Origin of the sequence: Rhodanobacter sp. DHB23, from assembly GCF_014842975.1 — a bacterium.
GTDB lineage: Bacteria > Pseudomonadota > Gammaproteobacteria > Xanthomonadales > Rhodanobacteraceae > Rhodanobacter_A.
Genome location: NZ_JACYXK010000027.1, coordinates 1 through 22,652, shown reverse-complemented (window position 1 = coordinate 22,652; position 22,652 = coordinate 1). Strand labels below are relative to the sequence as shown.

Here is a 22,652-nt window from a genome sequence, read left to right as displayed (position 1 = left end):
CCGCACCTATACTCGGCGGATGGATACGCCCCTTGCCTGTCCCACGCGTGCCACCAGCGCACGCCGCCTCCGCCGCGTGCCGGTGCTGGTCCTGTCGTTGCTGCTGTCGCCGGCGTTCGCCGCCGGGCCGGCGGCGGCTTCGAGTCCGGCGGCGCCGTCCGTGCCGGATACCTTGCAGCAGCGCATCGCCGCCTGCGTCGCCTGCCATGGCACGCATGGCGAGGGCTCGCCGGGCAGCGGCTTCTTCCCGCGCCTCGCCGGCAAGCCGGCGGGTTATCTGGCGCGGCAGCTCGCGGATTTCCAGGGCGGCCTGCGCCAGTACGCGCCGATGGAATACACCGTGCGCGGCCTGAGCCCGGACTATCTGCGCGAGATCGCCGAATACTTCGCGGCACAGCAGGTGCCGTATGCGCGCTCGCCCTTGCCGCCCGTGCCGGCGCAGGCGCTGCGGCGCGGCGAGCAGCTCGTCACGCAGGGCGACGCCGCGCGCGGCGTTCCCGCGTGCGCGCGTTGCCACGGCAGCCAGCTCACCGGGGTGCGGCCGGACATTCCCGGCCTCGTGGGCCTGCCGTACGACTACGTCAGCGCCCAGCTCGGCGCGTGGCGCACGCATACCCGCGCCACCGTGGCGCCGGATTGCATGGCGGAGGTGGCCGGGCGCCTGAGCACATCCGACATCACCGCCGTGTCGGCGTGGCTGTCGAGTCGCGAACTGCCCGCCGACATGCACGCGCAGGAGGCAGGCAGCGTGCAGCCGCCGTTGCATTGCGGTGTGCTGGCAGGCAATGGAGCAGGCACATGAAGTGGTTGCTGCGGGTCTTGTCGATCGCGATCCTGTTGGCGCTGGTATTGCTCGCGTGCTGGCTGCTGCGGCCGCTCGGGCAGGTGCCGGTGCCGCGCAGCGCCAGCGCGGTGGGCGAAGCCAGCCTGCGCGATCCGGCGCTGATCGCGCGCGGCGCGGCGCTTGCCGCCGCCGGCGATTGCGCCGCCTGCCACACCGCGCAAGGCGGCGTGCCCTACGCCGGCGGCCGCCTGTTGCCGACGCCGTTCGGCAACATCGCCACGGGCAACCTCACGCCCGATCCCGCCACCGGACTCGGCGACTGGAGCTTCGAGGATTTCTGGCAGGCCTTGCACTCCGGCATCGGCCGGCAGCGCGAGCCGCTGTATCCCGCGTTCCCGTACACCTCGTACACCAGACTCACGCGCGACGATGCGCTGGCGATCTACGCCTACCTGCAATCCTTGCCGCCGGTGCATCGCACGGACACGCCGGACGAGCTGGCGTTTCCGTACAGCGTGCGCCGCCTGCTGGTGGCGTGGCGCGCGCTTTACTTCCGTGAAGGCACCTACCAGCCCGATCCGCAAAGGACGGCCACATGGAACCGTGGTGCCTACCTCGTGCAGGGCCTGGCCCATTGCAACGAATGCCACGCGCCGCGCAACGCGCTGGGCGCGGTCCTGCCGGACCGCTTCCTCGCCGGCGGCGAGATTCCCGCGCAGCACTGGTACGCACCCGACCTTTCCACGCAGGCCCATGGTGGCCTCGCTGGCTGGAGTGCGCAGGACATCGTCGACCTGCTCAAGACCGGCCAGTCCGCGCGCGGCGCCGCCTTCGGACCGATGGCCGACGTGGTGCGGCAAAGCACGCAGCACATCGGCGACGACGACCTGCACGCCATCGCCGATTACCTGTCCGCGTTGCCGGCACGCGCGTCACCGCTCGCACCACCTGCGCCACCCGGCGCCGACCAGTTAGTGCAGCAAGGCAAGGACGTCTATCGGCAGCGTTGCGCCGACTGCCATGGTGCGGATGGCCGTGGCGTGCCCGGCATCTATCCGCCCCTGGACGGCAACGTTTCCGTGATCGAGCCCGGCGCCATCAACGCCATCCGCATGGTGCTGCTCGGCGGCTTCGCCCCCGGCACCGTCGCCAACCCGCGGCCGTACTCCATGCCGCCGTATGCGCAGCAACTCGACGATACCGAAGTGGCCGCCGTGGTCAGCTACATCCGCCATGCCTGGGGCAACCGCGCGGGCGCGGTAAGCCCGCAGGACGTGGGCAGGTACCGGCATACGCCGGAGGATTAGGCCGAACCCGGTCAGCCGGCGAGGGAGGGGCCTGCGTTGACCGCGAGCTGGGCGGCGAATGCCCGCTGGTAGGCGGGGCGCGCCTCGCCGCGCGCGACATAGGCGGCCAGGCTGGGGAATTCGTCCAGGATGCCCGAGGGTCTCGACCTGAGCAGCACCGACACCATCATCAGGTCGCCCGCGCTGAACGTGCCGGCTAGCCACTCGGCATCGCCAAGACGCACGGAAAGCTCGCCCAGCCGATGGCGGATGCGGTCCTTGACGAGCGGCAGGCGTTCCGCGGTCCAGGGCTTGTCGCCTTCCGTGAACTTGGCGGTCTGCAGTTCGAGGATGGGCGGCTCCACGGTGTTGAGCGCGGCGAACATCCACATGACCGCGCGCGCCCTGGCACCGGCATCGTCAGGCAGCAGGCCCGCATGGCGCTCGGCGATGTGCAGCACGATCGCACCCGTTTCGAACAGGACGAGATCGCCTTCCTCGTAGGTCGGGATCTGGCCGAAGGGGTGCAGGCGCCGATGCGCGGGCTCCTTCATCGCGGCGAAGGAAACGAGGCGGACCCCGTAGGGCTGGCCCGTTTCCTCGAGCGCCCAGCGCACGCGCGTGTCGCGCGCCAGGCCCTTGCCGCCATCGGGCGAGCGTTCAAAGGCGGTAATCGTGATGTTCATCGCGGGACTCCCGCAAAACGGGTATGGCCTATGGGTGGCCGGCGCTCTTCGACGACCTGCGCAGCACCGAGTAGACCACCGGCAGCACCAGCAACACCAGTGGCACCTGCACCAGCATGCCGGCGATGATCGCCACCGCCAGCGGCTGCTGCATCTGCGAGCCTTCGCCGATGGCCAGCGCCAGCGGCAGCAGGGTGAGGATGGCGGCGATGGTGGACATCAGGATGGGCCGCATGCGGTGGTGGCCGGCGTGGCGCAGCGCCTCGTGCAGCGGCATGCCTTGTTCGGCTTCGCGCAGTTCGGTGAACCAGAAGATCGCCAGCTCGGTGACGATGCCGACGATCATCGTCATGCCCATCATCGCCGAGATGTTCAGTTCGATGCCGGTGACCCACAGCCCCACGAACACGGCCGCCAGCGCCAGCAGCGGCGCGACCATGATCGCCAGCGCCACGCGGAAGCTCTCGTACAGGAACAGCAGCAGCGCGAACACCAGCGCGATCGCAGCCAGCATTACCAGGCGCAGGTCGTGGAAGGCTGTCTGCTGCTGCGCATAGAGCCCGCCCAGCTCGTGGTACATGCCGGGCGGCAGCAGGCCGGGTTTTGCCAGCACCTGTTTCACGTCGTTGGCGGTGGAGCCGAGATCGCGGCCCACGATGCGCGCGGTCACCGCGATCATGCGCTTGAGGTTGTCGCGGTTGATCTCCGGCTGGCCCTGCACGGCGCGGATGGTGGCGAGTTCGGACAGCGGCACGATGTGGCCGTCGGCTGCGCGTATCGGCAGGGCGGCGAGTTGCTCCACCTGTGCGCGCGAGGCCGGCGGCAGCCACACGCGCACGCCCATCATCTTCGGCCCCTGCGGCAGCTGCGCGGCCACGTTGCCGGCCATCGCGTCCGACACCTGCTGCGCCACCGTCACCGGATCAAGGCCGAGCAGGCCGGCCTTCACCGGGTCGATGCGCACGTCCAGCGCGTCGCCGGCGGGATTGATGCCGTTGTGCACCTCGGCGATGCCGTCGATCTTGCCGATCGCGGCGGCCACCTTCTTCGCGGTGTCGTCGAGCTGCGCCTCGTCGTCGCCGTAGAGCATGATCTCGATCGGCTGCGGCACTTCGGTGAGGTCGCCGATCAGGTCTTCCATCAACTGCGCGACGTCGACGTCGAGGCCCGGCACCTGCGCAGCGGCCTGTTCGCGGATCTGCTCCATCACGTCGGCGGTGGAAGGCCGTGAACCGTTCTTCAGGCGCACGAAGAAGTCACCGGTGTTCGCTTCGGTGAGGCCGCCGCCGAGCTGCAGGCCGGTGCGCCGCGAGTAGGTGTCCACGTAGGGGTTGGCGCGGATGATCTTTTCGACCTGCTGCAGCAGGCGATCGGTCTCGTCCAGCGAGGTGCCGGGTGGCGAGAGGTAGTCCAGCGTGAAGCCGCCTTCATCCATCTGTGGCATGAAGCCGCTGCCGACCTGCCGATACGCTAGCGCGCCGGCCAGCAGCAGCGGGATCACGCCGAGCAGCACCAGCGCGGGGCGCTGCAGCAGGCGGCCCAGCGTGCGTTCGTAGCCCGCCAGCATGCGCTGCGAGAAGCGGCTCGGCGGATGTTCCGCAGCGTGGCGTTCGTCGATCAGCCATTCGGCCAGCAACGGCACGGCGATCCAGGTCAGCAGCCAGGAGATCACCAGCGCGCTGGCCATGGTCAGCGACAGCGCCTTGAAGAACGCGCCGGTGACGCCGCTGAGGAAGGCCAGCGGCAGGAAGATCACCACGGTGGCCGCGCTGGAGCCGGTGAGCGGGCGGGTGAATTCCCACGCCGCGCCCGCGATGCGCTCGCGCACATGCCCCGTGCCGTCGCGCAGCCGGCGCATGATGTGCTCCAGCATCACGATCACGTCGTCGATCAGCAGGCCCACCGCGGCCGCCATGCCGCCCAGCGTCATCATGTTGAAGCTCATGTGCAGCACGGTCAGCAGCAGCACGGTGGCTGCCAGCGTGGCCGGTACCACGACCAGCGCGACCAGGATCACCCGCGCATTGCGCAGGAACACGAACAGCACCAGCCCCGCCAGCACGATGCCGATCAGGATCGCGTCGCGCACGCTGCCGGCCGCGCCCAGCACCAGTTGCGTCTGGTCGTACCAGTTGGCGATGTGCAGGCCCTTCGGCGCCTGCCGCTGGTACTCGGCCAGCCGCTGCTTCACGTCGTTGGCGATCTGCACGCTGTTGCCGTCGGGTTGCTGGAACACCTGCATCAGCACGGCATCGTGGCCATCCGCAGTGGTGCGCACCCATTGCGGTTCGTGGTCCATCACCACGGAAGCCACGTCGGAAAGGCGCAGCACGCCGTGCGCATCGGCGCGCAGCACGATGTCGCCCAGCGCCTTGATCGTCGTCGGCTGGTTGTCGGCCAGCAGCAGGTAGAGCTTGTAGTGATCCTGCAGGCGGCCCATGGCCTGGATGGTGGCGGCGTTCGCCACCGCGTGCTCCACGTCGGTCAGCGCGAGGCCCTGCGCACGCAGCTTGGGCGCATCCACGTCCACGTGGAACTCGGCCACCTCGCCGCCCTGCACGTCCACCTGTGCCACGCCGGCGACGCCGGACAGCAGCGGGCGCAACTGGAACTCGGCGATGTCGTGCAATTGCGCGGGCGTGAGCGTGTCGGAGCGCAGGCTGTAGGCGAGGATGGGGAACACGGTGGGATCGAGCCGGATCGCCTGCACGTCCACGCCCGGCGGCAGGTGCGGCAGCACTTCGCCGACGGCGGCATCGACGTCGAGCAGGGCGCGCCCCATGTCCGCGCCCCAGTCGAAGCCGATGTTGATCTCGGCGCTGCCGCGGCTGGTGGTGGAGCGCAACTCGCGCACACCACGCACCTGGCGGATCGCTTCCTCCACTGGCCGCGTGACCATCGCCACCATCTGGTCGGCGGGCTGGTCACCGGCATCCAGCGTCACGCGCACGCGCGGGAACGACACATCGGGGAACAGCGACACCGGCAGGTTGAACGCGCCGAGGATGCCGCCCATGGCGAGGATGAAGACGAGGAACAGCAGCGAGCGGCGGTGCCGCTGCATCCAGCCGGTGATCGTCGATGGCGCAACGATCACGGCTTGCCCTCGCCGGCGGCCTTGCCGTCATCGGCCTTGTCGTTGGCCTTGCCGTCGCCAGTGCGCACGGCCGCGCCGTCGTCCACTTCGTAGGCGCCCTGCACGATCACCGGCAGCTTCGCGTCCAGCTTGCCGAGCACGCCGACGGTGTCGCCTTCCGGCTGGCGCAGTTGCACGTCCACGCGATGTGCCTTGTCGTGGTCGAGCTGGAACAGGTAGTCGCCTTGCTCGTCGTTCAGCACGGCGGCGCGCGGCACGGCCCACGCGGTGTAGTCGTCGCTCTGGATCGTGGCGTCGAGTGCGGCACCGGCAACCAACGTTGCGCCGGCGCCCGCGGCGATCTCCGCCTGCAGCGGCAGCAGGTGGGTCTGCGGATCGATCGCGCTGCCCACCATCGTCAACGTGCCGGCGAAGGGCTTGGCATTGCCGTACACACCATGCAATTGCACCGGCATGCCGGCATGCAGCTGCGCGCCGGCGTCGGGCTGCACGCCCAGTTCGGCAACCAGCGCATGTGCGGGCATGAAACCCAGCAACGGCGCATTCGCGGCGAAGCGGTCGCCCAGCGCCACCGACACGCTGGCGACCACGCCATCGTCCGGCGCGCTCACGGTCTCCTGCGCGGTGCCGCCGCCCAGCGCCTGCTGCGCCGCGAGTGCGGATTGCGCATCGGACAGGGCCTTGCGTGCGGCGGCGACCTGGGACTGCGTGGCCAGATGCTGCGCCGCCATCTGCTCGGTGCGCTGCAACTCGCCGCTGGCCAGGGTCAGCGTGCTCTGCGCCTGCTGGTATGCACTGCGCGCGGTCGGGTCGGGCGTGATCGACAGCAGCGCGTCGCCGCGCTTCACGGTCTGCCCCGCGCTCACCTTCAGCGCGACCACTTGCCCGCCATGCGCGAGGCTGATCGTGCGTGCGTGGTGCGGATCGGCCGTGGCGCTGCCCCACGCTTCCACACTGTCGTGGAAGCGCTGTTGCACCGGCATCACCGTGCTGACCAGCGCCACGCCCTTGGCGTCGCCGCCCTGGTCGTCGTCATTGCCGCCCTTGCCGCCGCAGGCGGCCAGCAACAGGATCGTGGCGGCCAGCGCAGCGCAGCGCGCGAGCATGATTCGCTTCATGGTTTGGACGTCCGTTGCATGACGAAATCCGTGCGGCCCAGCAGGGCCTCCAGGGCAATGGCGGTGGCGGAACGGGATTGCCGCAGCGCGATCAGGTCGGTGTCGGCGGCGAGCGCGCTGCCGCGGATCGAGAGATAGGTCGGCCAGTCGATCAGGCCTTGCCGCCACGCTTGCTGCGCGGCATCGCGCGCGGCGTCGAGTTGCTTCGCGTGTGCGGTTTGCGCCTGCAGCTGCGCATCCAGCGTCTGCAGGTCGGCGGCGAGACGCAGCATGTCGGTGCGCGTGGCGAGCAGGCGCGCCTCGTAATCGTCCTTCAACTGCTGGCGCGTGGCCGTCTCGATTGCGATGTTGCCGCGGTTGCGGTCGAACAGCGGAAGGCTGAGGTTGATGGTGAAACCGCTGGACTTGATGCCGGTGTTGTCGCGCGCGTTGTTGAGCCCGACGCTGATCGCGGGGAACTGCGCGAGGATGGCGCCGCGCAAGGTCGCCTCCTGCGCGCGATAGCCGGCCTGCAATGCGAGCAGGTCGGGACGGCGCTGCGGCAGGTCGGCCAGCGCCGCTTGCAACTGCGTGGTATCGGGGTCGGCTTGATACGGCTGGCCCACCAGGTCCAGTGGCGCGGCGGGTGCGAGACCCAGCAACTGGCGCAGATCGCTTTCCGCCTGGTGCAACGCCACCGCGTTGTCCGACGCCTGCTTGCGAGCATCGGCCATCGCGTTGAGGCCGGCGCTGGCGCCGTCATAGCTCAGGTTGCCTGCGCGGGTCGCAGCTTGCACCGCCTGGTCCACCGGCGCCAGCGCCTTCTGCTCGGCATCGAGTTCGGCCTGCTGCGTGCGCAGGCCTTGCACCTGCATGAACAGCAGCCGCGCCTGCGCGATGGTCTGCCATTCCGCCCACAACAGGTCGAGGTTCACCTGCTCGGCCTGTGCGTTCGCCGCGTGCTTGCGCGAGGAACGCAGCAGGATGGAACTGACGTCCTCGGCGATGCCGAGGCTGTAGGCCCTGGTGACACCGCTCTCGCCGCCATCGCCATGCGGCAGATCCTCGCCGAAGCTCAGTTGCGGATCGGGCAGCAGGCCCGCGGCGAAAGCCTGCGCGCGCGCAATGCCCAGGCCGTCACGCTGCGTCCTGAGGTCGGGATTGTTCGCCACCGCCAGCATCGCCACCTCGGTGACGTCGAGGCCATCGGCGGGATCGAAGCGATGGCTCGCCAATTCCGGCACGGGCATGGTGCTGGCCGGCACGCTGAGTTGCACGGCACTGGCGGCGCCTTCGCCGTTGCCCAGAGGCAACGGGTGATAGGTGGCGCAGCCGCACAGCAGGGCTGCCGTGGCGAGCAGGGTGATGCGGAGGCGCGGGCGTGCGACGGGGATCATGGGATGGGAGCTTGCCGGGGGGCGCTTAGGGCTTTCTTATCGGTGGGGGTTTGGGTGTGTTTGCTTCGCAAGTTTCAGAGCGGTTTCGAGCCGCTGTCGCGGCCCGAGTTACTTTTCTCTGCGTGGCCAGAGAAAAGTAACCAAAAGAGAGGCCACCCCGCGGCGACGCTTTTCGCCCCTCCGTGGGCGAAAAGTCCGTGAGGCGTGGCCGGGCTTTTCGGCCGGACTCCTGTCCGGTCGAAAAGGCGAGTCCATCCGTGGACTCGCCCGCTGCGCGGCCTTGTCGTCCACGCCTCACCGTCGCCGAGGGGCCCCGGGTAGAGCAGCGCGCTCCTGCGCGCAGAAGCAAAGCGAAAAGCGGGGCGCCGCGAGATTCGGTTCCTCAGCCTCCAGATACGGCGCGGCATGGCGGCGGTAGTGGGCGTGTCGCGGGATGTGATTCCAGCATCCTCGAAATAGCCTGCTTGTAATTCCGGCGGATCAAGCAAGGCCATTTCTTTGGGCCACCTTTCTTTGGGCCAGCAAAGAAAGGTGGCTCGAGCGCCGGCAGGCGATCGAAAGCCCGCCGCAGGCGAGCCAAAGTGCGGAGATGAAAGGTTGTCGCGAGCACCCGCCCTTCTCCCCCAACCCCTCTCCCATGAATGGGAGAGGGGAGTCAAAGCGATTGGCGATACAACACACCCAATGCACGCCAAGGCCCGATATCCCAATGCCCCCGCGCCTGCCCCGAAGGCGAAGGCAACACGAACACGCGTGTCGTGCCAATGCACTCTTCCTGCAAACCATACGAAACGGCATGTCCCAACGCCGCACGTGCCGCGTTCTTGCTGGTGAAGGCAATCACGCGCGGCGCGTGGCGTAGGATCTTCGCGCGCAAGGCAGGTACGTCGAATGCGCCGGGCGGGAGTTCGTCGTCATTGCCGCTGTGGCGCTTGGCAAGATCGGTGAGGCCGATGCCGAACTGCGGCAGCAGCGGAAACTCGGCGGGTGCGAGCTGGCGCGGAGTGATGCCGGCTTCATGCAGCGCGCGCCAGAACAGGTTGCCGGGATGTGCGTAGTAGGCCTGCTCGGCGGCGGAGCGCTTGCCGGCGGCGGTGCCGCAGAACACCAGCGCGAGGCCGGGCTGCAGCACATCGGGCAGGACATGGTCAGCCTTGCGCGGCATCGTCCAGCAGGAAGTCGGTGAACTGGAAGCGGCCGTCGCGCAGCACGGATTCACCGCGCTTGAGCCTGAGCGGCTGGCGGAACAGCGGGCCGCCGCAGCTCAGCGTGTGGAACTCGCCACGCTCGCCGCAGGGATCGACGCCGGCGGGCAGCGCGTCGAGCAGGGCGGCGTCGTAGGCGCGGCCGCTGAACGCAGCGTCGAGTTGCTGCGTGTCCACGCAGCACAGCATGGCGCGATGGCTTTCGGCCACGAAGCGGCGCGACAGCGCGGCGGTGTCCTCGCCCCATAGCGGGAACACCGCGCGCCAGTTGTCGCGGCCGAGCTGGCGCACGCGGTAGTCGCGCACGTCTTCGAGGAACAGGTCGCCGAACGCGCAGTGGCGGATGCCGGGCCAGCGCATGCGCGCCTCGACCAGGGCCTGCGCATGCGCGGCTTCGTAGGCTTCGTTGCTGCCGGGCCAATCCAGCAGCACTTCCAGCAGCGGCAGGCCGAGCGCGGCCACCTGCGCCTGCAGCACGTCGTGCCGCACGCCGTGCATGGCGATGCGCTGGTAGTTGCGGTTGATCGTGGTGAGCAGGCCGACGACGCGCCAGCGCGGATCGGCTTGCAGGCGCTGCAGCGCCATCAGGCAATCCTTGCCGCCGCTCCAGGCGAGCAGGATGGGGGTGGGCATGTCGCTCATGGCGTGGAGGTTTCCCGGGTGACGGCTGCCTGCCAATCGAGGGTGGCGTGCAGACGCTGCTGCGGATCGAGGCTGAAGTCCAGCGCCATGCCCAGCGCCCGCGCGGCGGCGGCGGTGAGCGCGAGGCCGAGCCCGGCGTGTCCCGCGTGGGGCAGTTGCTTGCGCCAGAAGCGCTGGCCGAAGCTGGCGAGGTCGGCGTCGGTGAGGCCGAACGCGGCGTTGTCGATGGCGAGGCCGCGCGCGTCGACGACGAGCCGCACGGTGTCGCTCTCGGGGGCGTAGGCGCAGGCGTTGCCCAGCAGGTTGCCGACGATCACCTCCAGCAAGGCGGGATCGGTGCACAGCTGGGCGGGAGGCGTCCCCTTGCTCACCAGCGCGATGCCGCGCGCGGCGATGGTGGCGTGCTGGCGTTGCAACTGGCGCTCCAGCCACGGCGCCAGCGCCAGTTGCTGCCACTGCGGCTGTTCCAGCCCGGACTGCAGGCGGGTGAGCAGGAGCAGGGCGGTGACGGTGGCTTCCAGCTCCGCGCCGATGCTGCCGATCTCAGCCAGCAGGTCGGGCAGGCTGCGGCCGCTGGGATAGCGCGCCTCCACCTCGGCCAGCGCGCGCAGCTCGGCGAGGCGGGTGCGCGTCTCGTGGGCCAGGCCGCTGGCGAACTGGCGTTCGCGCGCCAGGCCGTCGTCCATGCGGGCCAGCACGTCGTTGAAGCGCGCCACCAGCGGGTCGAGCTCCTTCAGGCCGATGGGCGCAAGGCGCTGGCCGGGGGCGTTCGGGCCGATCCCGCCCATGTGATTCACCAGCGCGCTCATCGGCCGCAGGCCGCGGCGCACCACCAGCGGCACGGCGATCAGCGCGATGACGGCGGCGAGCAGCGGGCCCAGCGCGAGGATCCAGTCGAACGCCAGCATCAGTTCGTCCAGCGAGTGGCGATCCTGCACGAACAGCAGGCGGCAGGTGGCCGGTGCCGCGCTGCCGGGACGGGCGAAGCTCAGCCGCACCGTGTCCAGATGGTGCTGGTGGTGGCCGAGCCGGGCGTAGCGCGGCTTTGCGTCCACGTTGTCGGGCCAGCCCTCCGGCACGGCCGGCGGCGGCGGGTCGCTGCGCTGCGGCGGGGCGCCGTCGCAACGGAGGTCGTACCAGGCATCGGCGCCGGCCGGACCGGCGACGACGTGGCCGGAAGGCGTGGCCTGTTCCTGCGCGAGCATGGTGCCGAGCGCACGGGCCTGTTCGAGCAGGTTCTGGTGGAAACGGCTGGCCAGCTCGTGGTCGATGCGCCAGTCCATCAGCTTGGCGCCGCCGCCCAGCACCAGCAGGCAGACGATGGCCAGCAGCACGGTGACGCGGGCGGAGAGGGAGGCGGGCTTCATGCTCGGCTTTGCTTCGTGGGCGCGAGCCCATCTCCCCTCTCCCGCTTGCGGGAGAGGGGTTGGGGGAGAGGGGCTTTTGCTGTGTTATCGCAAGGGACAGAGCGGTTTCGTCCGCCTGTCGGCGGCCGAGTTACTTTTCTCTTGCGTGGCCAAGAGAAAAGTGACCAAAAGAGAAGGCCACCCCGCGGCGGCGCTTGCCGGGCTTCCTGCCCGGCAAGTCCGTGAGGCGGGGCCGGGCTTTTCGAGCGGGCTCCTGCCCGCGCGAAAAGGCGAGCCCATCCATGGGCTCGCCCGCTGCGCGGCCTTTTCGTCCCCACCTCACCGCCGCCGAGGGGCCCCTGGAAAAGCAGGCGCGCATCGTGTGCGCCAGAAGCAAAAGCCAAAGCACCGCAAACTTGCAGCGCTTCGCCTTGCTCTGGCTGTTGCTTCTGCGCGCTGGGAGCGCGCTGCTCTTCCGGGGCCCCTATGGCGCGGCGGGTGGGCGGAGGAAAGCCCGTAGGGTGGCCCGCATGGATGCGGGCCAGTTTTTCGCCGGGACAGGAGTCCCGTCGAAAAACCCCGCAGCCCACCCGCGCACCCGTAGGGCAGGAGGCCCGGAGGGCGCGCCATCGGGGTGTCGTTTCCTCTTGGTTACTTCTCCTTTGGACAAGCAAAGGAGAAGTAACTCGGCCGCCGACAGGCGGACGAAACCGCTCTGTCCCTTGCGATAACACAGCCAAAGTAAAAGCGCCCTCTCCCCCAGCCCCTCTCCCGCAAGCGGGCGAGGGGAGAATGGGTGCGAGCGGGCAAGGGAGCGTCCTCACGGGATCAAATACCCCGCGCCACGCCGCGTTTCGATCAGGCCGGGCACGCCCGCCGCATCCAGCTTGCGACGCAGGCCGAACACCAGCACCTCCACGCTGCGGTCCGATACCTCAGTGTCGCTCCCCGCCGTACGGTCGAGGATCTCCTGCCGGCTGAAGGCGCGGCCGCGATGGCGCAGCAGCAGGCCGAGCACGGCGAACTCGCGCGGCGTCAGCGCCAGCGGCCGGCCGTCGACGCTGGTGCTGTGCGAGCGCGGATCCCAGCTCAGCGCGCCATGGCTGAGCACGTCGGGCTGGGCTTGCTGCGGGCGGCGCGACAGCGCGTGCAGACGGGCCACCAGTTCGTCGAAGGCGAAGGGCTTGACCAGGTAGTCGTCGGCGCCGGCGTTCAGCGCCTCGATGCGGTCGGGCACCTGGTCGCGGGCGGACAGCACCAGCACGCGCGGCCGGCGCCCGCTGGAGGGCAGGCTGCGCAGCACGCTGATGCCGTCCAGCCGCGGCAGCATCAGGTCCAGCACCACCAGCTCGTAGTCGTAGCCGGCGAGGAAGCCGCAGGCTTCCACGCCATCGGCGGCGGCGTCCACGGTGAAACCCGCGCCCAGCAGGCCGTGTCGCAGGGTCTGGCGCAGGCGTTCGGAGTCTTCCACCAGCAGCAATTTCATGCCGGATCCATGGTTCAGGTCGGGGCAGGGACTCCATTGTCGCCGTTCGGGCTTAGCAAAACATTCGGTTCTTTGCACCCTGCGCCGCGCATCGACAGTTGTGCCAGGCAACCGCTATAAAGGCTTTCTATTCGGGGAGTTACGCAGTGAGCGAAGAGATCCTGATCAACGTGACCCCGCGCGAGACGCGGGTGGGCGTGGTCGAGAACGGCATGTTGCAGGAGGTGCATGTCGAGCGCGCCTCGAAGCGCGGCTACGTGGGCAACATCTACAAGGGCCGGGTGCAGCGGGTGATGCCGGGCATGCAGGCCGCGTTCGTGGAGATCGGGCTGGACCGCGCGGCCTTCCTGCACGCCTCGGACATCGTGCGCCCCGCGCTGCCGGAGGGCGCCGAGGGCAACGGCCACGGCAACGGCCACACGCCGTCGATCAGCGAGCTGGTGCACGAGGGCCAGGAGGTCGTGGTGCAGGTGGTGAAGGATCCCATCGGCAGCAAGGGCGCGCGCCTGTCGGCGCACCTGTCGATCCCCTCGCGCTACCTGGTGCTGCTGCCGTATGCGCACACCATGGGCATTTCCGCGCGCATCGAGGACGAGGCCGAGCGCACGCGCCTGCGCGAGGTGATGGGCAGCCTGGTCGGCGAGAACCCGCTGGGCTACATCGTGCGCACCAACGCGGAGGGGCAGAGCACCGAATCGCTGGCCTTCGACGTGACCTACCTCGGCAAGGTCTGGCGCGTGGTGCAGGAGAACATCGCCAAGACCAAGGTAGGCGAGCGCGTGTACGAGGAGCTCTCGCTGCCGCTGCGCAGCCTGCGCGACATGCTCACCGACGGCATCGAGAAGGTGCGCGTGGATTCGCGCGAGACCTTCGACAAGGTGGTCAAGTTCGTGCACAAGTTCATGCCCAGCCTCGACGACCGGGTGGAGCACTACGATGGCGAGCGGCCGATCTTCGACCTGTACAGCGTGGAGGACGAGATCCAGCACGCGCTGAAGAAGGAGGTGCCGCTGAAGTCGGGCGGCTACCTGGTGGTCGACCAGACCGAGGCGATGACCACCATCGACGTCAACACCGGCGCCTACCTCGGCACGCGCAACCTCGAGGAAACCGTCTACCGCACCAACCTGGAGGCAGCGCAGGCGGCGGCGCGCCAGCTCAGGCTGCGCAACCTGGGCGGCATCATCATCATCGACTTCATCGACATGGTCGACGAGGAGCACAAGCGCCAGGTGCTGCGCATGCTGGCCAAGGGTCTGGCGCGCGACCACGCCAAGACCACGGTGTACCCGATGTCCTCGCTGGGCCTGGTCGAGATGACCCGCAAGCGCACCACCGAGAGCCTGGAGCGCCAGCTGTGCGAGCCGTGCCCGGCCTGCGGCGGGCGCGGCACGCTGAAGACCGCCGAGACGGTGACCTACGAGATCTTCCGCGAGATCACCCGCGCGGTGCGCCAGTTCAACGCCGAGAAGCTGCTGGTGATGGCCAATTCCGCCGTGGTCGGCCGCATCCTGGAGGAGGAGTCCGCCGCGGTGGCCGAACTGGAGGAGTTCATCTCCAAGAGCATACGCTTCCAGGCCGAGGAACATTATTCGCAGGAACAGTTTGATGTGGTTTTGCTTTAAAGCGCTGCCGCGGACGCTGCCTGGTGGGTCCCGCTCCCGCCTGCGGGAGAGGGTGGCACCGGCCGGGAGAGGGCGCGGGCTGGCGGTAATGCCAGGGCAGCCCGCTTCCCCGACCCCGCTCCCGCAAACGGGAGCGGGGAGTGACGTGCCTTGATGAAGGCCGCCTGGCAGCGGCGGCTGCACCTTGGCGCGCGCGCGCTGGGCTGGGTCGCCGGCAGTGCGGTGATCGCGCTGGCCGTGCTGATGGCGCTGGCGCAATTGCTGGTGCCGCTGGTGGCACGGCATCCCGAATGGGTGGCGCGCGAGTTGTCCTCCAAGCTGGAACGCCCGATCAGTTTCGCTTCGCTGAAAAGCGGCTGGAACGGCTCCGGCCCGTTGTTCGTGCTGCGCGACGTCACCGTGGGCGTGCCGCCGGGCGGCAGCGGCAAGCCGGTGCACATTCCCGAATCCGAACTGCAGGTCGATTTCGGCGGCTGGCTGCCCACGCGGCACCTGGTGAACCTGCGTACGCGCGGCCTGCAGCTCGACCTCAGCCGTGGCAAGGACGGTGCCTGGCACGTCGACGGCCTCGGTACCGGCGGCAGCTCGCAGCAGCCCGGCTTCGGCCGGCTCTCGGTGGAAATGCGGCTGGACGACCTGCGGCTGAACATTACCGAGGAAGCCAGCGGCAAGCATTACAGCCTGATCGCCGACCAGTTGCGCCTGAGCCGGCGGGGCCGCCATATCCGCGTGGGCGCGCTGCTGCGCCGCGAGGGCGCGCCGGGGGTGCTGCGCGGCGCGGGGGATTTCCGCGACGACGGCAGCAGCGGGAAGCTGTGGCTGTCCGGGCAACGGCTGGACCTCGCCGCGCTGTTCGCGGGCGTGGACCTGGGCGGCTATGCCGTGCAGGGCGGCAGCGGCAGCATGGCCGCGTGGCTGGACTGGAAGCAGGGCAAGGTGGTGCGCAACCTCAGCCGCTTCGATCTCGACGGCGTGCGCATCGCCGGCGCGAATGGCAGCATCGACGTGCCCGCGCTGCACGGCGAGGCCGAATTCACGCGTGGCGCCGACGGTTACGAACTGCGCTGGGCCGGCGACGACCGCAGCGCGCTGGCGGTGTGGCTGCACGACCCCGGCACGCCGCGGCTCTCGGTGCAGGCGGCCGCGCGCGACCTGCAGATCGCGCCGTTGCTGCCGTGGCTGGGCCTCGCCCCGAAGCTGCCGCCCGCATTGGCGGCATGGCTGGGCGACGGGCATCCGCGTGGCAGGTTCGACGACGCCTCGCTGGCCTGGTCGCAAGCCGGCGGGCTGGCCCGGCTGCAGGCCAGCTTCAGCGGCCTAGCCATCGATCCGGTCGGCGCGCTGCCCGGCGTGGACGGCCTGGCCGGCACGCTGCGCGGCGATGGCGAGGCGGTATCGCTGGAACTGCCCGCGCAGGCGACCACGGTGCGCGCCACGCACGTGTTCCGGCAGCCCTTCGTCATGCCGAAACTGGCCGGCACGCTGGCGTTCTGGCATGCGGACGACGACTGGCATGTCGGCGTCGATGCGCTGGATTTCGAGGGCCAGGGCTACGGTGGCCAGGCGCGCGGCGAGATCCGGCTGCACGACGCCGGCGGCCCGCCCTTCCTCGACGTCTATGTCGGCCTCGCGCATGCCGACGTCACCGCCGCCAAGCTGTTCTGGCCGGTCGACGTGATGCCGCCGCCCACCGTGGCGTGGCTGGATCGCGCCCTGGTCGACGGCAGCATCGACCACGCCGAGGCGCTGGTGCGCGGCGACCTCAAGGACTGGCCGTTCCACCACAACGAAGGACGCTTCGAGGCACGCGCCGAGATCAGCGGCCTGGGCTTCCGCTACGCGCCCGACTGGCCCGAGGCCACCGGCGTCCACGCCATCGCCAGCTTCGTCGACAGCGGCATGCTGGTGCAGGCCGACGGCGGCCAGTCGCTGGGCGTGAAGGCCGACAAGGTGGTGGCGCTGATCCCCGAATTCGCCAATGGCACGCTGGACCTCAACGTCGATGGCAACGGCAGCGGCGCCGACCTGCTCGGCTTCGTGCTGAAGAGCCCCATCGCCAGCAAGCAGGCCGACCAGCTGGCCAAGCTGAAGCTGGGCGGCAGCGGCAGCTTCGGTTTCCACCTCTCGTTGCCGCTGGGCGCGCCGCAGAATTTCCAGTTGGCCGGCAATGCGCAGTTGAACGGCGTGGACGTGAGCGACGAGGACTGGAACCTCAGGCTCGACAAGCTCGACGGCCCGGCCACGTTCGACGGCAAGGGCTTCCATGCCGGCCCGTTGAACGGCACGGCGCATGGCCAGCCGTCCACGCTGGACCTGGCCATCGCCGGTGCCACCGGCGACCCGGATACCGTGCTGGCGGCGAAACTGAGCGGCATCTACAGCCTTGCCGACATCACCGACGGCTATCCCTCGCTGGACTGGCTCGCGCCGCTGGGCGAGGGCCGCAGCGTATTCGACATCGGCTTCGACCTCGTCACGCCGGCGGGTGGCGGCGCGCTGGCGCAGACCCTCACCATCGACTCCAGCCTCACCGGCATGGCGCTGAACGTGCCGATGCCGCTGAAGAAGGACGCCACCGCGGCATTGCCGTTGCACCTGGTGCTGGCATTGCCGGTGAACGGCGCCGACCTCAAGGTGGCGCTGGGCGAGCAGGCGCGCGGCCACCTGCGCCTGGCGGATGGCAGCAGGCCGCTGGCCGGCACGCTGGCGTTCGGTACGCAGATGCCCACCGAGCTGCCGGCGCAGGGCCTGCGCATCCGCGGCCACGCGGCCAGGCTCGACGTCACCGGCTGGGTGCAGCAGGCCGTCGCGCTCAGCGCGGGCAGCAGCGGCGCCGCAGGCGGCACGAATGGCACGGGGGGCGGCCCCGCGCTGGAAAGTGTGGACGTGGGCACCGATCACGCCGAATGGTTCGGCCATCCGCTGGGTGCGATGACCTTGCAGGCCACGCCGGCGGTCGACCATCTGCAGGTGGACGTGGATGGCGCGGCGATGGCCGGCCGCTTCACCGTGCCCGACAGCGACCTGGGCAAGCGCGGCATCACCGCGCGCCTCGCGCACCTGCACTGGCCCAACCCGCCCGCACCGACCGGCAAGCTGGCTGCCAACCAGCCCGTCGAGGATCCCGCCAACACCGGCATCAATCCCGCCGCGCTGCCGCCGTTCCACCTGTGGGTGGGCGAGCTGAGCTTCGGCGACGCCAGGCTGGGCGAAGCCAGGCTGGAAACCTGGCCCACCGCGCAAGGCATGCACATCGACCAGTTGCGCGCGCTGTCGCCCAGCGTGCAGATCACCGGCAGCGGCGACTGGAACGGCACGCCGACCAACAGCCACACGCGCATGCGCATCGGCTTCGCCGCCGACGACCTCGGCAAGATGCTCGCCGCGTTCGGCTACACCGGCCTCGTCAACGGCGGCAAGACGGAAGACCAGCTGGATGCCAGCTGGCCCGGCCCGCCCTCCGCCTTCAGCCTCGCCAATGCCACCGGCACGCTGGCCGTCGACGTCAGCGACGGCCGCATCCCCGAACTGGCGCCCGGCGTGGGGCGCCTGTTCGGCCTGGTCTCGCTGGCCGAACTGCCGCGACGGTTGACGCTGGACTTCGGCGACGTGTTCGGCAAGGGCCTGGGCTTCGACTCGATCAAGGGCGATTTCCAGCTCGCCGACGGCAACGCCACCACCGCCAACCTGGCCATCAAGGGGCCGGCCGTGCAGATCAGCATCAGCGGACGCACCGGCCTGCGCGCCAAGGACTACGACCAGTACGTGCAGGTCGTCCCGCACATCGGCAACAGCTTGCCGGTGATCGGCGCGGTGGTGGCCGGTCCGGTGGGCGCCGCCGCCGGCCTGGCCGTGCAAGGCCTGCTGGGCCATGGCCTCAACAAGCTCGCCAGCGCGCGTTACCGCTACCACGTCACCGGCAGCTGGGACAAACCGGTGATGACCCTGGTGGAAAAGAACGAGGTGCCCGCCGCTGCCACCACGGTCACCACGCCGCCGCTGCTGCCCGCCGCATCGTCGTCCAGCCCGGCCATCACGATGCCGTTGCGCGACGAGTTGCAGGTGCCGGCCGCGGCATCCTCGACGCAGCATTGAAAGCCCCTCTCCCACTTTGTGGGAGAGGGGTTGGGGAGAGGGGCTTTTGCCTGCATCGCCGCACCGCGCCCTCTCCCCCGGCCCCTCTCCCATGAATGGGAGAGGGGGGCAGTGCGGTGGCATGGCTTTCATTTCCCGCGTTGCGCCCCCATTCTTGCCGTCTCATTCGCCAACAAACGACGCCCCATGGATTCCTTGCTTGCCCAGGCCCAGAGCCGGCTGCTCACCCCCGGTGGACTCGCCACAGGCGACCTCGAGCGCGTGTTCGCGCAGTTGATGGGGCCGTCGATCGATGCCGCCGACCTGTATTTCCAGCATTCGCGCAGCGAGTCGTGGACGCTGGAGGAGGGCATCGTCAAGGACGGCAGCCATTCCATCGAGCAGGGCGTGGGCGTGCGCGCGATCTCAGGCGAGAAGACCGGCTTCGCCTATTCCGACGAGATCGTGCTGCCGCAGCTGCTGGACGCCTCGAAGGCCGCGCGCGCCATCGCGCAGGACGGCCGCGGCGCCGGCCAGCCGCTGGCGCTGGGTAACACACGGCAGCTGTATCCCGCGATCGACCCGGTGGAAAGCCTGCCCAACCCCGACAAGATCGCCCTGCTGCGCGAGGTGGACGCGTATGCGCGCTCGCGCGACCCGCGCATCACCCAGGTCATCGTGAGCATTGCCGCCACCATCGACACCGTACTGATCGCCGCCTCCGACGGCACGCTGGCCGCCGACGTGCGCCCGCTGGTGCGCCTCAACGTGCAGGTGATCGCCGAGGCCAACGGCCGCCGCGAGCAGGGCTATGCCGGCGGCGGCGGCCGCTACGGCTACCGCGAGCTGATCGACAACGGCCGCGCGCTGGCCTTCGCCGACGAGGCGGTGCGCCAGGCGCTGGTGAACCTCGACTCCGTCGACGCACCCGCCGGCCAGATGACCGTGGTGCTCGGCCCCGGCTGGCCCGGCGTGCTGCTGCACGAGGCGATCGGCCACGGCCTGGAAGGCGACTTCAACCGCAAGGGCAGCTCCGCCTTCGCCGGCCGCCTCGGCCAGCGCGTGGCCGCGCCCGGCGTCACCGTGGTCGACGACGGCACGCTGCCCGGCCGCCGCGGCTCGCTCAGCGTGGATGACGAAGGCACGCCGACCAACTGCACCGTGCTGATCGAGGACGGCATCCTCAAGGGCTACATGCAGGACAAGCTCAACGCGCGCCTGATGGGCATGGCGCCCACCGGCAACGGCCGCCGCGAATCCTTCACCGCGCTGCCGATGCCGCGCATGACCAACACCTACATGCGCAGCGGCAGCCACGATCCGGAGGAAATCATCCGCTCGGTGAAGAAGGGCCTGTACGCACCGAACTTCGGTGGCGGCCAGGTCGACATCACCAACGGCAAGTTCGTGTTCTCCGCCAGCGAGGCCTACCTGATCGAGGACGGCAGGATCACCGCGCCGGTGAAGGGCGCCACACTGATCGGCAGCGGCCCCGACGTGCTCACCCGCGTCTCCATGATCGGCAATGACATGAAGCTCGACGAGGGCGTGGGCATCTGCGGCAAGGACGGCCAGAGCGTGCCGGTGGGCGTGGGCCAGCCCACGTTGAAGATCGATGCGATGACGGTGGGCGGGACGGCGGCGTAATCGCCGACGCAAGCTGCGCGTGTTTCCGAAGACATCGGACGAAAACCACGCCCGGTCCACCTGTCGTCTTGTTGATAGAACCGTTCGCCCTGAGCGTAGCGCAGCGAAGTCGAAGGGCCTGCGTCGAGGCTGCTTGCGTGCCCGGTCAGCCGAACAGGCGACGCATCGCCCGGTTGTCGAAAAACGCGACGCCGGCTTGCGTGCCGTTCTTCACGATTTCCGCCACGAAAGCCTTGCCGATATCGCGTTGACCGATATTGCCCCATGGGCCCGGCACCAGCTTGCCGAGCCAGCCGGCCCAGGCCGGGGTGTGCGCGTTGCCGACGATGATGCCGGGGCGGAAGATCGCCAGCCGCGGGAAATCCGCGGCCTGTACCGCCTCCTCCTTCAAGCCCATGACGCGGACGTATTTGATCCGGCTTCGCGATGCGGCCCCGACCGCCGACAGCAGGCAGAACTGCGTGATGCCCGCCGCGCGCACGCCACGGGCAAAGCCGCCGACCACGCCGACTTCCAGTTGCTTGAGCTGTTCTTCGCTCCATTGCGCCGTGCCACTGCCGACGCCGACGCAACTGATCGCGGTCACGCGATCGCCCGATGCGACCACCTCCCGCGCCAGGTCGGAAACCCGCGCCTCGAAATCCGCGGCGCCGGTGTCCATCACCACGTTGCGCATCCGCGCCGGGTCAGCCGGCGTGATCGGCCGGCGCGTGACCATCACGATTTCGCGGCACTCGGCCGTCGCGAGCAAAGCCTGCACCACGGACCCGCCGACTTGCCCGGTGCCGCCGATGACGATGGTGCGGAATGATGAGCTCATGTTGGTCTCTGCACGAATCGAAAATAGAGAAACGCGCAAACAAAGATGAGGCTGATTGCAAGTTGCAGGTTGCCAAGAAGCCTGTATCGGTTGGCATTCAAAGTGATCTCGACGTCGTGCAGGCGTTCGTAGTCACGCTCAGTCAGCCACATTGATAATTCGGTGTGCAGAGCGTCTGGTGCGCGCAAATTTGTCGGTTGCCAAGTGGTGTAGTCACTGAATCGGCTGAAGAATGTGGGCTCCGGGCTACCCATCTCGACCCATTTGGACATATTGATTTGTTTTAGACGTGTCACCACACGCCTCAGGCTGATGTACCTTGCGGCGCTCGTGATGAACAAGGTTGCAGCCGCCAAGATCACATAGACGGTTGGCATGTAATTCATCATGGCCCCTGAACGCTGGAGTTAAGCGGCGGCGAAGCCGTCCGCCTTGAACGAGATGTTATGCCTCACTTGGGAACATTGAGTCATACGTTGGATCTGCCTGCTCCCACTGCGCGTCAACTTCGATGAGATACGAGTGGACACGCCGAAGATCCACGGAAGACGGGATGTTGAGCGAGATGTAACTACGATTGGCTCCCTCATAGCTGCAGCCAAGTGCGACAAGATTTTGAAGCACCAAGTCGGAAGCGTTGCCGGAAGAAATCGGTGGATCGAAGATGATGCGGATGGTTCGATTGCCAGAGCGCGCCACAACTGATTGGAACGTAGCCATGCCTTCTTGTGTGTCGAACGGCGCGAATACCGTGTCTTCCCAAGAGACTCCATAAGCATAGAAAGGGGAATTGTCCAGTTTGTATTGGTCATTCCCGACTGGAGTCGCCCAAAGTGTCTCGACAGTTGCGCCTCCCTCCTCGTCTGGGACACGGAACAAGACTTTCGCTGTTGGATCATTGCTCATAGGGCATGACGCTGGAGTTAAGCGGCGGCGAAGCCGTCCGCCTTGAATGAGATGTTAGCCATACTCGCCGATGATGGCGATGCAAGCACTGAGAAGCTTTGGCCTGTACTCCGCCTCAATTTTCGCGAGCTTTGCATCATGCTCCAACAGCGCCGGATGTGCCCAAAGCAGGCGCTCGTTGCCAATAGGAAGGCCAAGAGTTGCCCGCGTGAATTGATGAAAGATGCGATACCGTTCATCGTCTTGAAGCGCCAGCCATATGAGAACCTTGTTTATGCGCACGCAGCCGATGCTGATGCCTACTTGCAAGGACAACAGAGCCTTGGCAGCGGACACAAGCTGTTTCTTTCGGGCGATCTCTTGCGCTGGTGTCATAGAGCTAACTTAAATTCGATTGCTAATTGAAGCCTAACAGGCTGTTGAGAAACCCCGCACCGGCGACAATCATAGCCCTCATCAATCATCAGGCCGTTTCCGTGCGCGGAGCCGACATCCAGCAACTGGGCATGTTCTCGTATGTGTCGGTGGACGAGCGGGTGCCAGTGGACCACCCA

The 22,652-nt window shown here is 68.6% G+C and carries 17 protein-coding genes; 6 read left to right on the top strand and 11 right to left on the bottom strand.

The window, feature by feature from the left end; genetic code table 11:
- Positions 1 to 19: 19 nt before the first annotated feature.
- Entirely contained in the window at positions 20 to 802 is a 783-nt protein-coding gene (locus IHE47_RS09905; RefSeq protein WP_192105746.1) for a c-type cytochrome, read from the top strand.
- Entirely contained in the window at positions 799 to 2,091 is a 1,293-nt protein-coding gene (locus tag IHE47_RS09900) for a cytochrome c (protein WP_192105745.1), read from the top strand. Before IHE47_RS09905 ends, IHE47_RS09900 begins: the two co-directional genes overlap by 4 nt.
- Before the next feature lie 11 nt (positions 2,092 to 2,102).
- On the opposite strand, the gene IHE47_RS09895 is transcribed toward IHE47_RS09900, so the two are convergent.
- The 8 genes from IHE47_RS09895 to IHE47_RS09860 form a co-directional block, all read right to left on the bottom strand.
- Positions 2,103 to 2,756: a glutathione S-transferase family protein gene (locus IHE47_RS09895; RefSeq protein WP_192105744.1), complete on the bottom strand. Its 654-nt coding sequence runs from the start codon at positions 2,754 to 2,756 to the stop codon at positions 2,103 to 2,105.
- A 28-nt stretch (positions 2,757 to 2,784) separates the two neighbouring features.
- Entirely contained in the window at positions 2,785 to 5,820 is a 3,036-nt protein-coding gene (locus tag IHE47_RS09890; RefSeq protein WP_192106071.1) for an efflux RND transporter permease subunit, read from the bottom strand.
- A 29-nt stretch (positions 5,821 to 5,849) separates the two neighbouring features.
- Entirely contained in the window at positions 5,850 to 6,971 is a 1,122-nt protein-coding gene (locus IHE47_RS09885) for an efflux RND transporter periplasmic adaptor subunit (protein ID WP_192105743.1), read from the bottom strand.
- The gene (locus IHE47_RS09880) at positions 6,968 to 8,347 is read right to left on the bottom strand and encodes a TolC family protein (RefSeq protein WP_192105742.1); all 1,380 of its coding nucleotides are present in this window, start codon (positions 8,345 to 8,347) and stop codon (positions 6,968 to 6,970) included. Before IHE47_RS09880 ends, IHE47_RS09885 begins: the two co-directional genes overlap by 4 nt.
- 655 nt (positions 8,348 to 9,002) lie before the next feature.
- The gene (locus tag IHE47_RS09875) at positions 9,003 to 9,512 is read right to left on the bottom strand and encodes a mismatch-specific DNA-glycosylase (protein WP_192105741.1); all 510 of its coding nucleotides are present in this window, start codon (positions 9,510 to 9,512) and stop codon (positions 9,003 to 9,005) included.
- Positions 9,496 to 10,185, bottom strand: a complete 690-nt coding sequence (locus IHE47_RS09870) for an ATP-binding protein (protein WP_192106070.1) — start codon at positions 10,183 to 10,185, stop codon at positions 9,496 to 9,498. Before IHE47_RS09870 ends, IHE47_RS09875 begins: the two co-directional genes overlap by 17 nt.
- Positions 10,186 to 10,190: 5 nt before the next feature.
- On the bottom strand, positions 10,191 to 11,561 hold the full coding sequence (locus IHE47_RS09865; protein WP_192105740.1) for a HAMP domain-containing sensor histidine kinase: 1,371 nt from the start codon (positions 11,559 to 11,561) through the stop codon (positions 10,191 to 10,193).
- Positions 11,562 to 12,360: 799 nt separating this feature from the next.
- A complete protein-coding gene (locus IHE47_RS09860) occupies positions 12,361 to 13,026 on the bottom strand; it encodes a response regulator transcription factor (RefSeq protein WP_192105739.1) in 666 nt (221 codons plus the stop codon).
- Between the two features lie 146 nt (positions 13,027 to 13,172).
- Between IHE47_RS09860 and rng the strand changes: the two genes are divergently transcribed.
- From rng to tldD, 3 genes are all read left to right on the top strand, one after another.
- On the top strand, positions 13,173 to 14,651 hold the full coding sequence (gene rng / locus IHE47_RS09855) for a ribonuclease G (RefSeq protein ID WP_192105738.1): 1,479 nt from the start codon (positions 13,173 to 13,175) through the stop codon (positions 14,649 to 14,651).
- Positions 14,652 to 14,804: 153 nt separating this feature from the next.
- Complete coding sequence (locus tag IHE47_RS09850) at positions 14,805 to 18,746, top strand: YhdP family protein (RefSeq protein ID WP_192105737.1); 3,942 nt, start codon at positions 14,805 to 14,807, stop codon at positions 18,744 to 18,746.
- A 186-nt stretch (positions 18,747 to 18,932) separates the two neighbouring features.
- The gene (tldD, locus tag IHE47_RS09845) at positions 18,933 to 20,372 is read left to right on the top strand and encodes a metalloprotease TldD (protein ID WP_192105736.1); all 1,440 of its coding nucleotides are present in this window, start codon (positions 18,933 to 18,935) and stop codon (positions 20,370 to 20,372) included.
- A gap of 145 nt (positions 20,373 to 20,517) precedes the next feature.
- Here tldD and IHE47_RS09840 read toward each other — a convergent pair whose 3' ends face one another.
- From IHE47_RS09840 to IHE47_RS09830, 3 genes are all read right to left on the bottom strand, one after another.
- On the bottom strand, positions 20,518 to 21,192 hold the full coding sequence (locus IHE47_RS09840; RefSeq protein WP_192105735.1) for a hypothetical protein: 675 nt from the start codon (positions 21,190 to 21,192) through the stop codon (positions 20,518 to 20,520).
- The gene (locus IHE47_RS09835; protein ID WP_192105734.1) at positions 21,189 to 21,569 is read right to left on the bottom strand and encodes a hypothetical protein; all 381 of its coding nucleotides are present in this window, start codon (positions 21,567 to 21,569) and stop codon (positions 21,189 to 21,191) included. The genes IHE47_RS09840 and IHE47_RS09835 overlap by 4 nt, the downstream gene beginning before the upstream one ends.
- 67 nt (positions 21,570 to 21,636) lie before the next feature.
- Positions 21,637 to 22,098 (bottom strand): DUF4265 domain-containing protein, encoded by a 462-nt coding sequence (locus IHE47_RS09830; RefSeq protein WP_192105733.1) that lies wholly within the window; start codon positions 22,096 to 22,098, stop codon positions 21,637 to 21,639.
- Positions 22,099 to 22,140: 42 nt separating this feature from the next.
- Here IHE47_RS09830 and IHE47_RS17860 point away from each other — a divergent pair, with 42 nt between their 5' ends.
- The gene (locus IHE47_RS17860; RefSeq protein ID WP_255523490.1) at positions 22,141 to 22,503 is read left to right on the top strand and encodes a hypothetical protein; all 363 of its coding nucleotides are present in this window, start codon (positions 22,141 to 22,143) and stop codon (positions 22,501 to 22,503) included.
- Positions 22,504 to 22,652: the final 149 nt, after the last annotated feature.

Bases quoted from the DNA above. Each gene is read 5' to 3' on its own strand.
- IHE47_RS09905 (WP_192105746.1), top strand. From the start codon at position 20: ATGGATACGCCCCTTGCCTGTCCCACGCGTGCCACCAGCGCACGCCGC.
- IHE47_RS09900 (WP_192105745.1), top strand. From the start codon at position 799: ATGAAGTGGTTGCTGCGGGTCTTGTCGATCGCGATCCTGTTGGCGCTG.
- IHE47_RS09895 (WP_192105744.1), bottom strand. From the start codon at position 2,756: ATGAACATCACGATTACCGCCTTTGAACGCTCGCCCGATGGCGGCAAG.
- IHE47_RS09890 (WP_192106071.1), bottom strand. From the start codon at position 5,820: ATGCAGCGGCACCGCCGCTCGCTGCTGTTCCTCGTCTTCATCCTCGCC.
- IHE47_RS09885 (WP_192105743.1), bottom strand. From the start codon at position 6,971: ATGAAGCGAATCATGCTCGCGCGCTGCGCTGCGCTGGCCGCCACGATC.
- IHE47_RS09880 (WP_192105742.1), bottom strand. From the start codon at position 8,347: ATGATCCCCGTCGCACGCCCGCGCCTCCGCATCACCCTGCTCGCCACG.
- IHE47_RS09875 (WP_192105741.1), bottom strand. From the start codon at position 9,512: ATGCCGCGCAAGGCTGACCATGTCCTGCCCGATGTGCTGCAGCCCGGC.
- IHE47_RS09870 (WP_192106070.1), bottom strand. From the start codon at position 10,185: ATGCCCACCCCCATCCTGCTCGCCTGGAGCGGCGGCAAGGATTGCCTG.
- IHE47_RS09865 (WP_192105740.1), bottom strand. From the start codon at position 11,561: ATGAAGCCCGCCTCCCTCTCCGCCCGCGTCACCGTGCTGCTGGCCATC.
- IHE47_RS09860 (WP_192105739.1), bottom strand. From the start codon at position 13,026: ATGAAATTGCTGCTGGTGGAAGACTCCGAACGCCTGCGCCAGACCCTG.
- IHE47_RS09850 (WP_192105737.1), top strand. From the start codon at position 14,805: ATGAAGGCCGCCTGGCAGCGGCGGCTGCACCTTGGCGCGCGCGCGCTG.
- tldD (WP_192105736.1), top strand. From the start codon at position 18,933: ATGGATTCCTTGCTTGCCCAGGCCCAGAGCCGGCTGCTCACCCCCGGT.
- IHE47_RS09840 (WP_192105735.1), bottom strand. From the start codon at position 21,192: ATGAGCTCATCATTCCGCACCATCGTCATCGGCGGCACCGGGCAAGTC.
- IHE47_RS09835 (WP_192105734.1), bottom strand. From the start codon at position 21,569: ATGCCAACCGTCTATGTGATCTTGGCGGCTGCAACCTTGTTCATCACG.
- IHE47_RS09830 (WP_192105733.1), bottom strand. From the start codon at position 22,098: ATGAGCAATGATCCAACAGCGAAAGTCTTGTTCCGTGTCCCAGACGAG.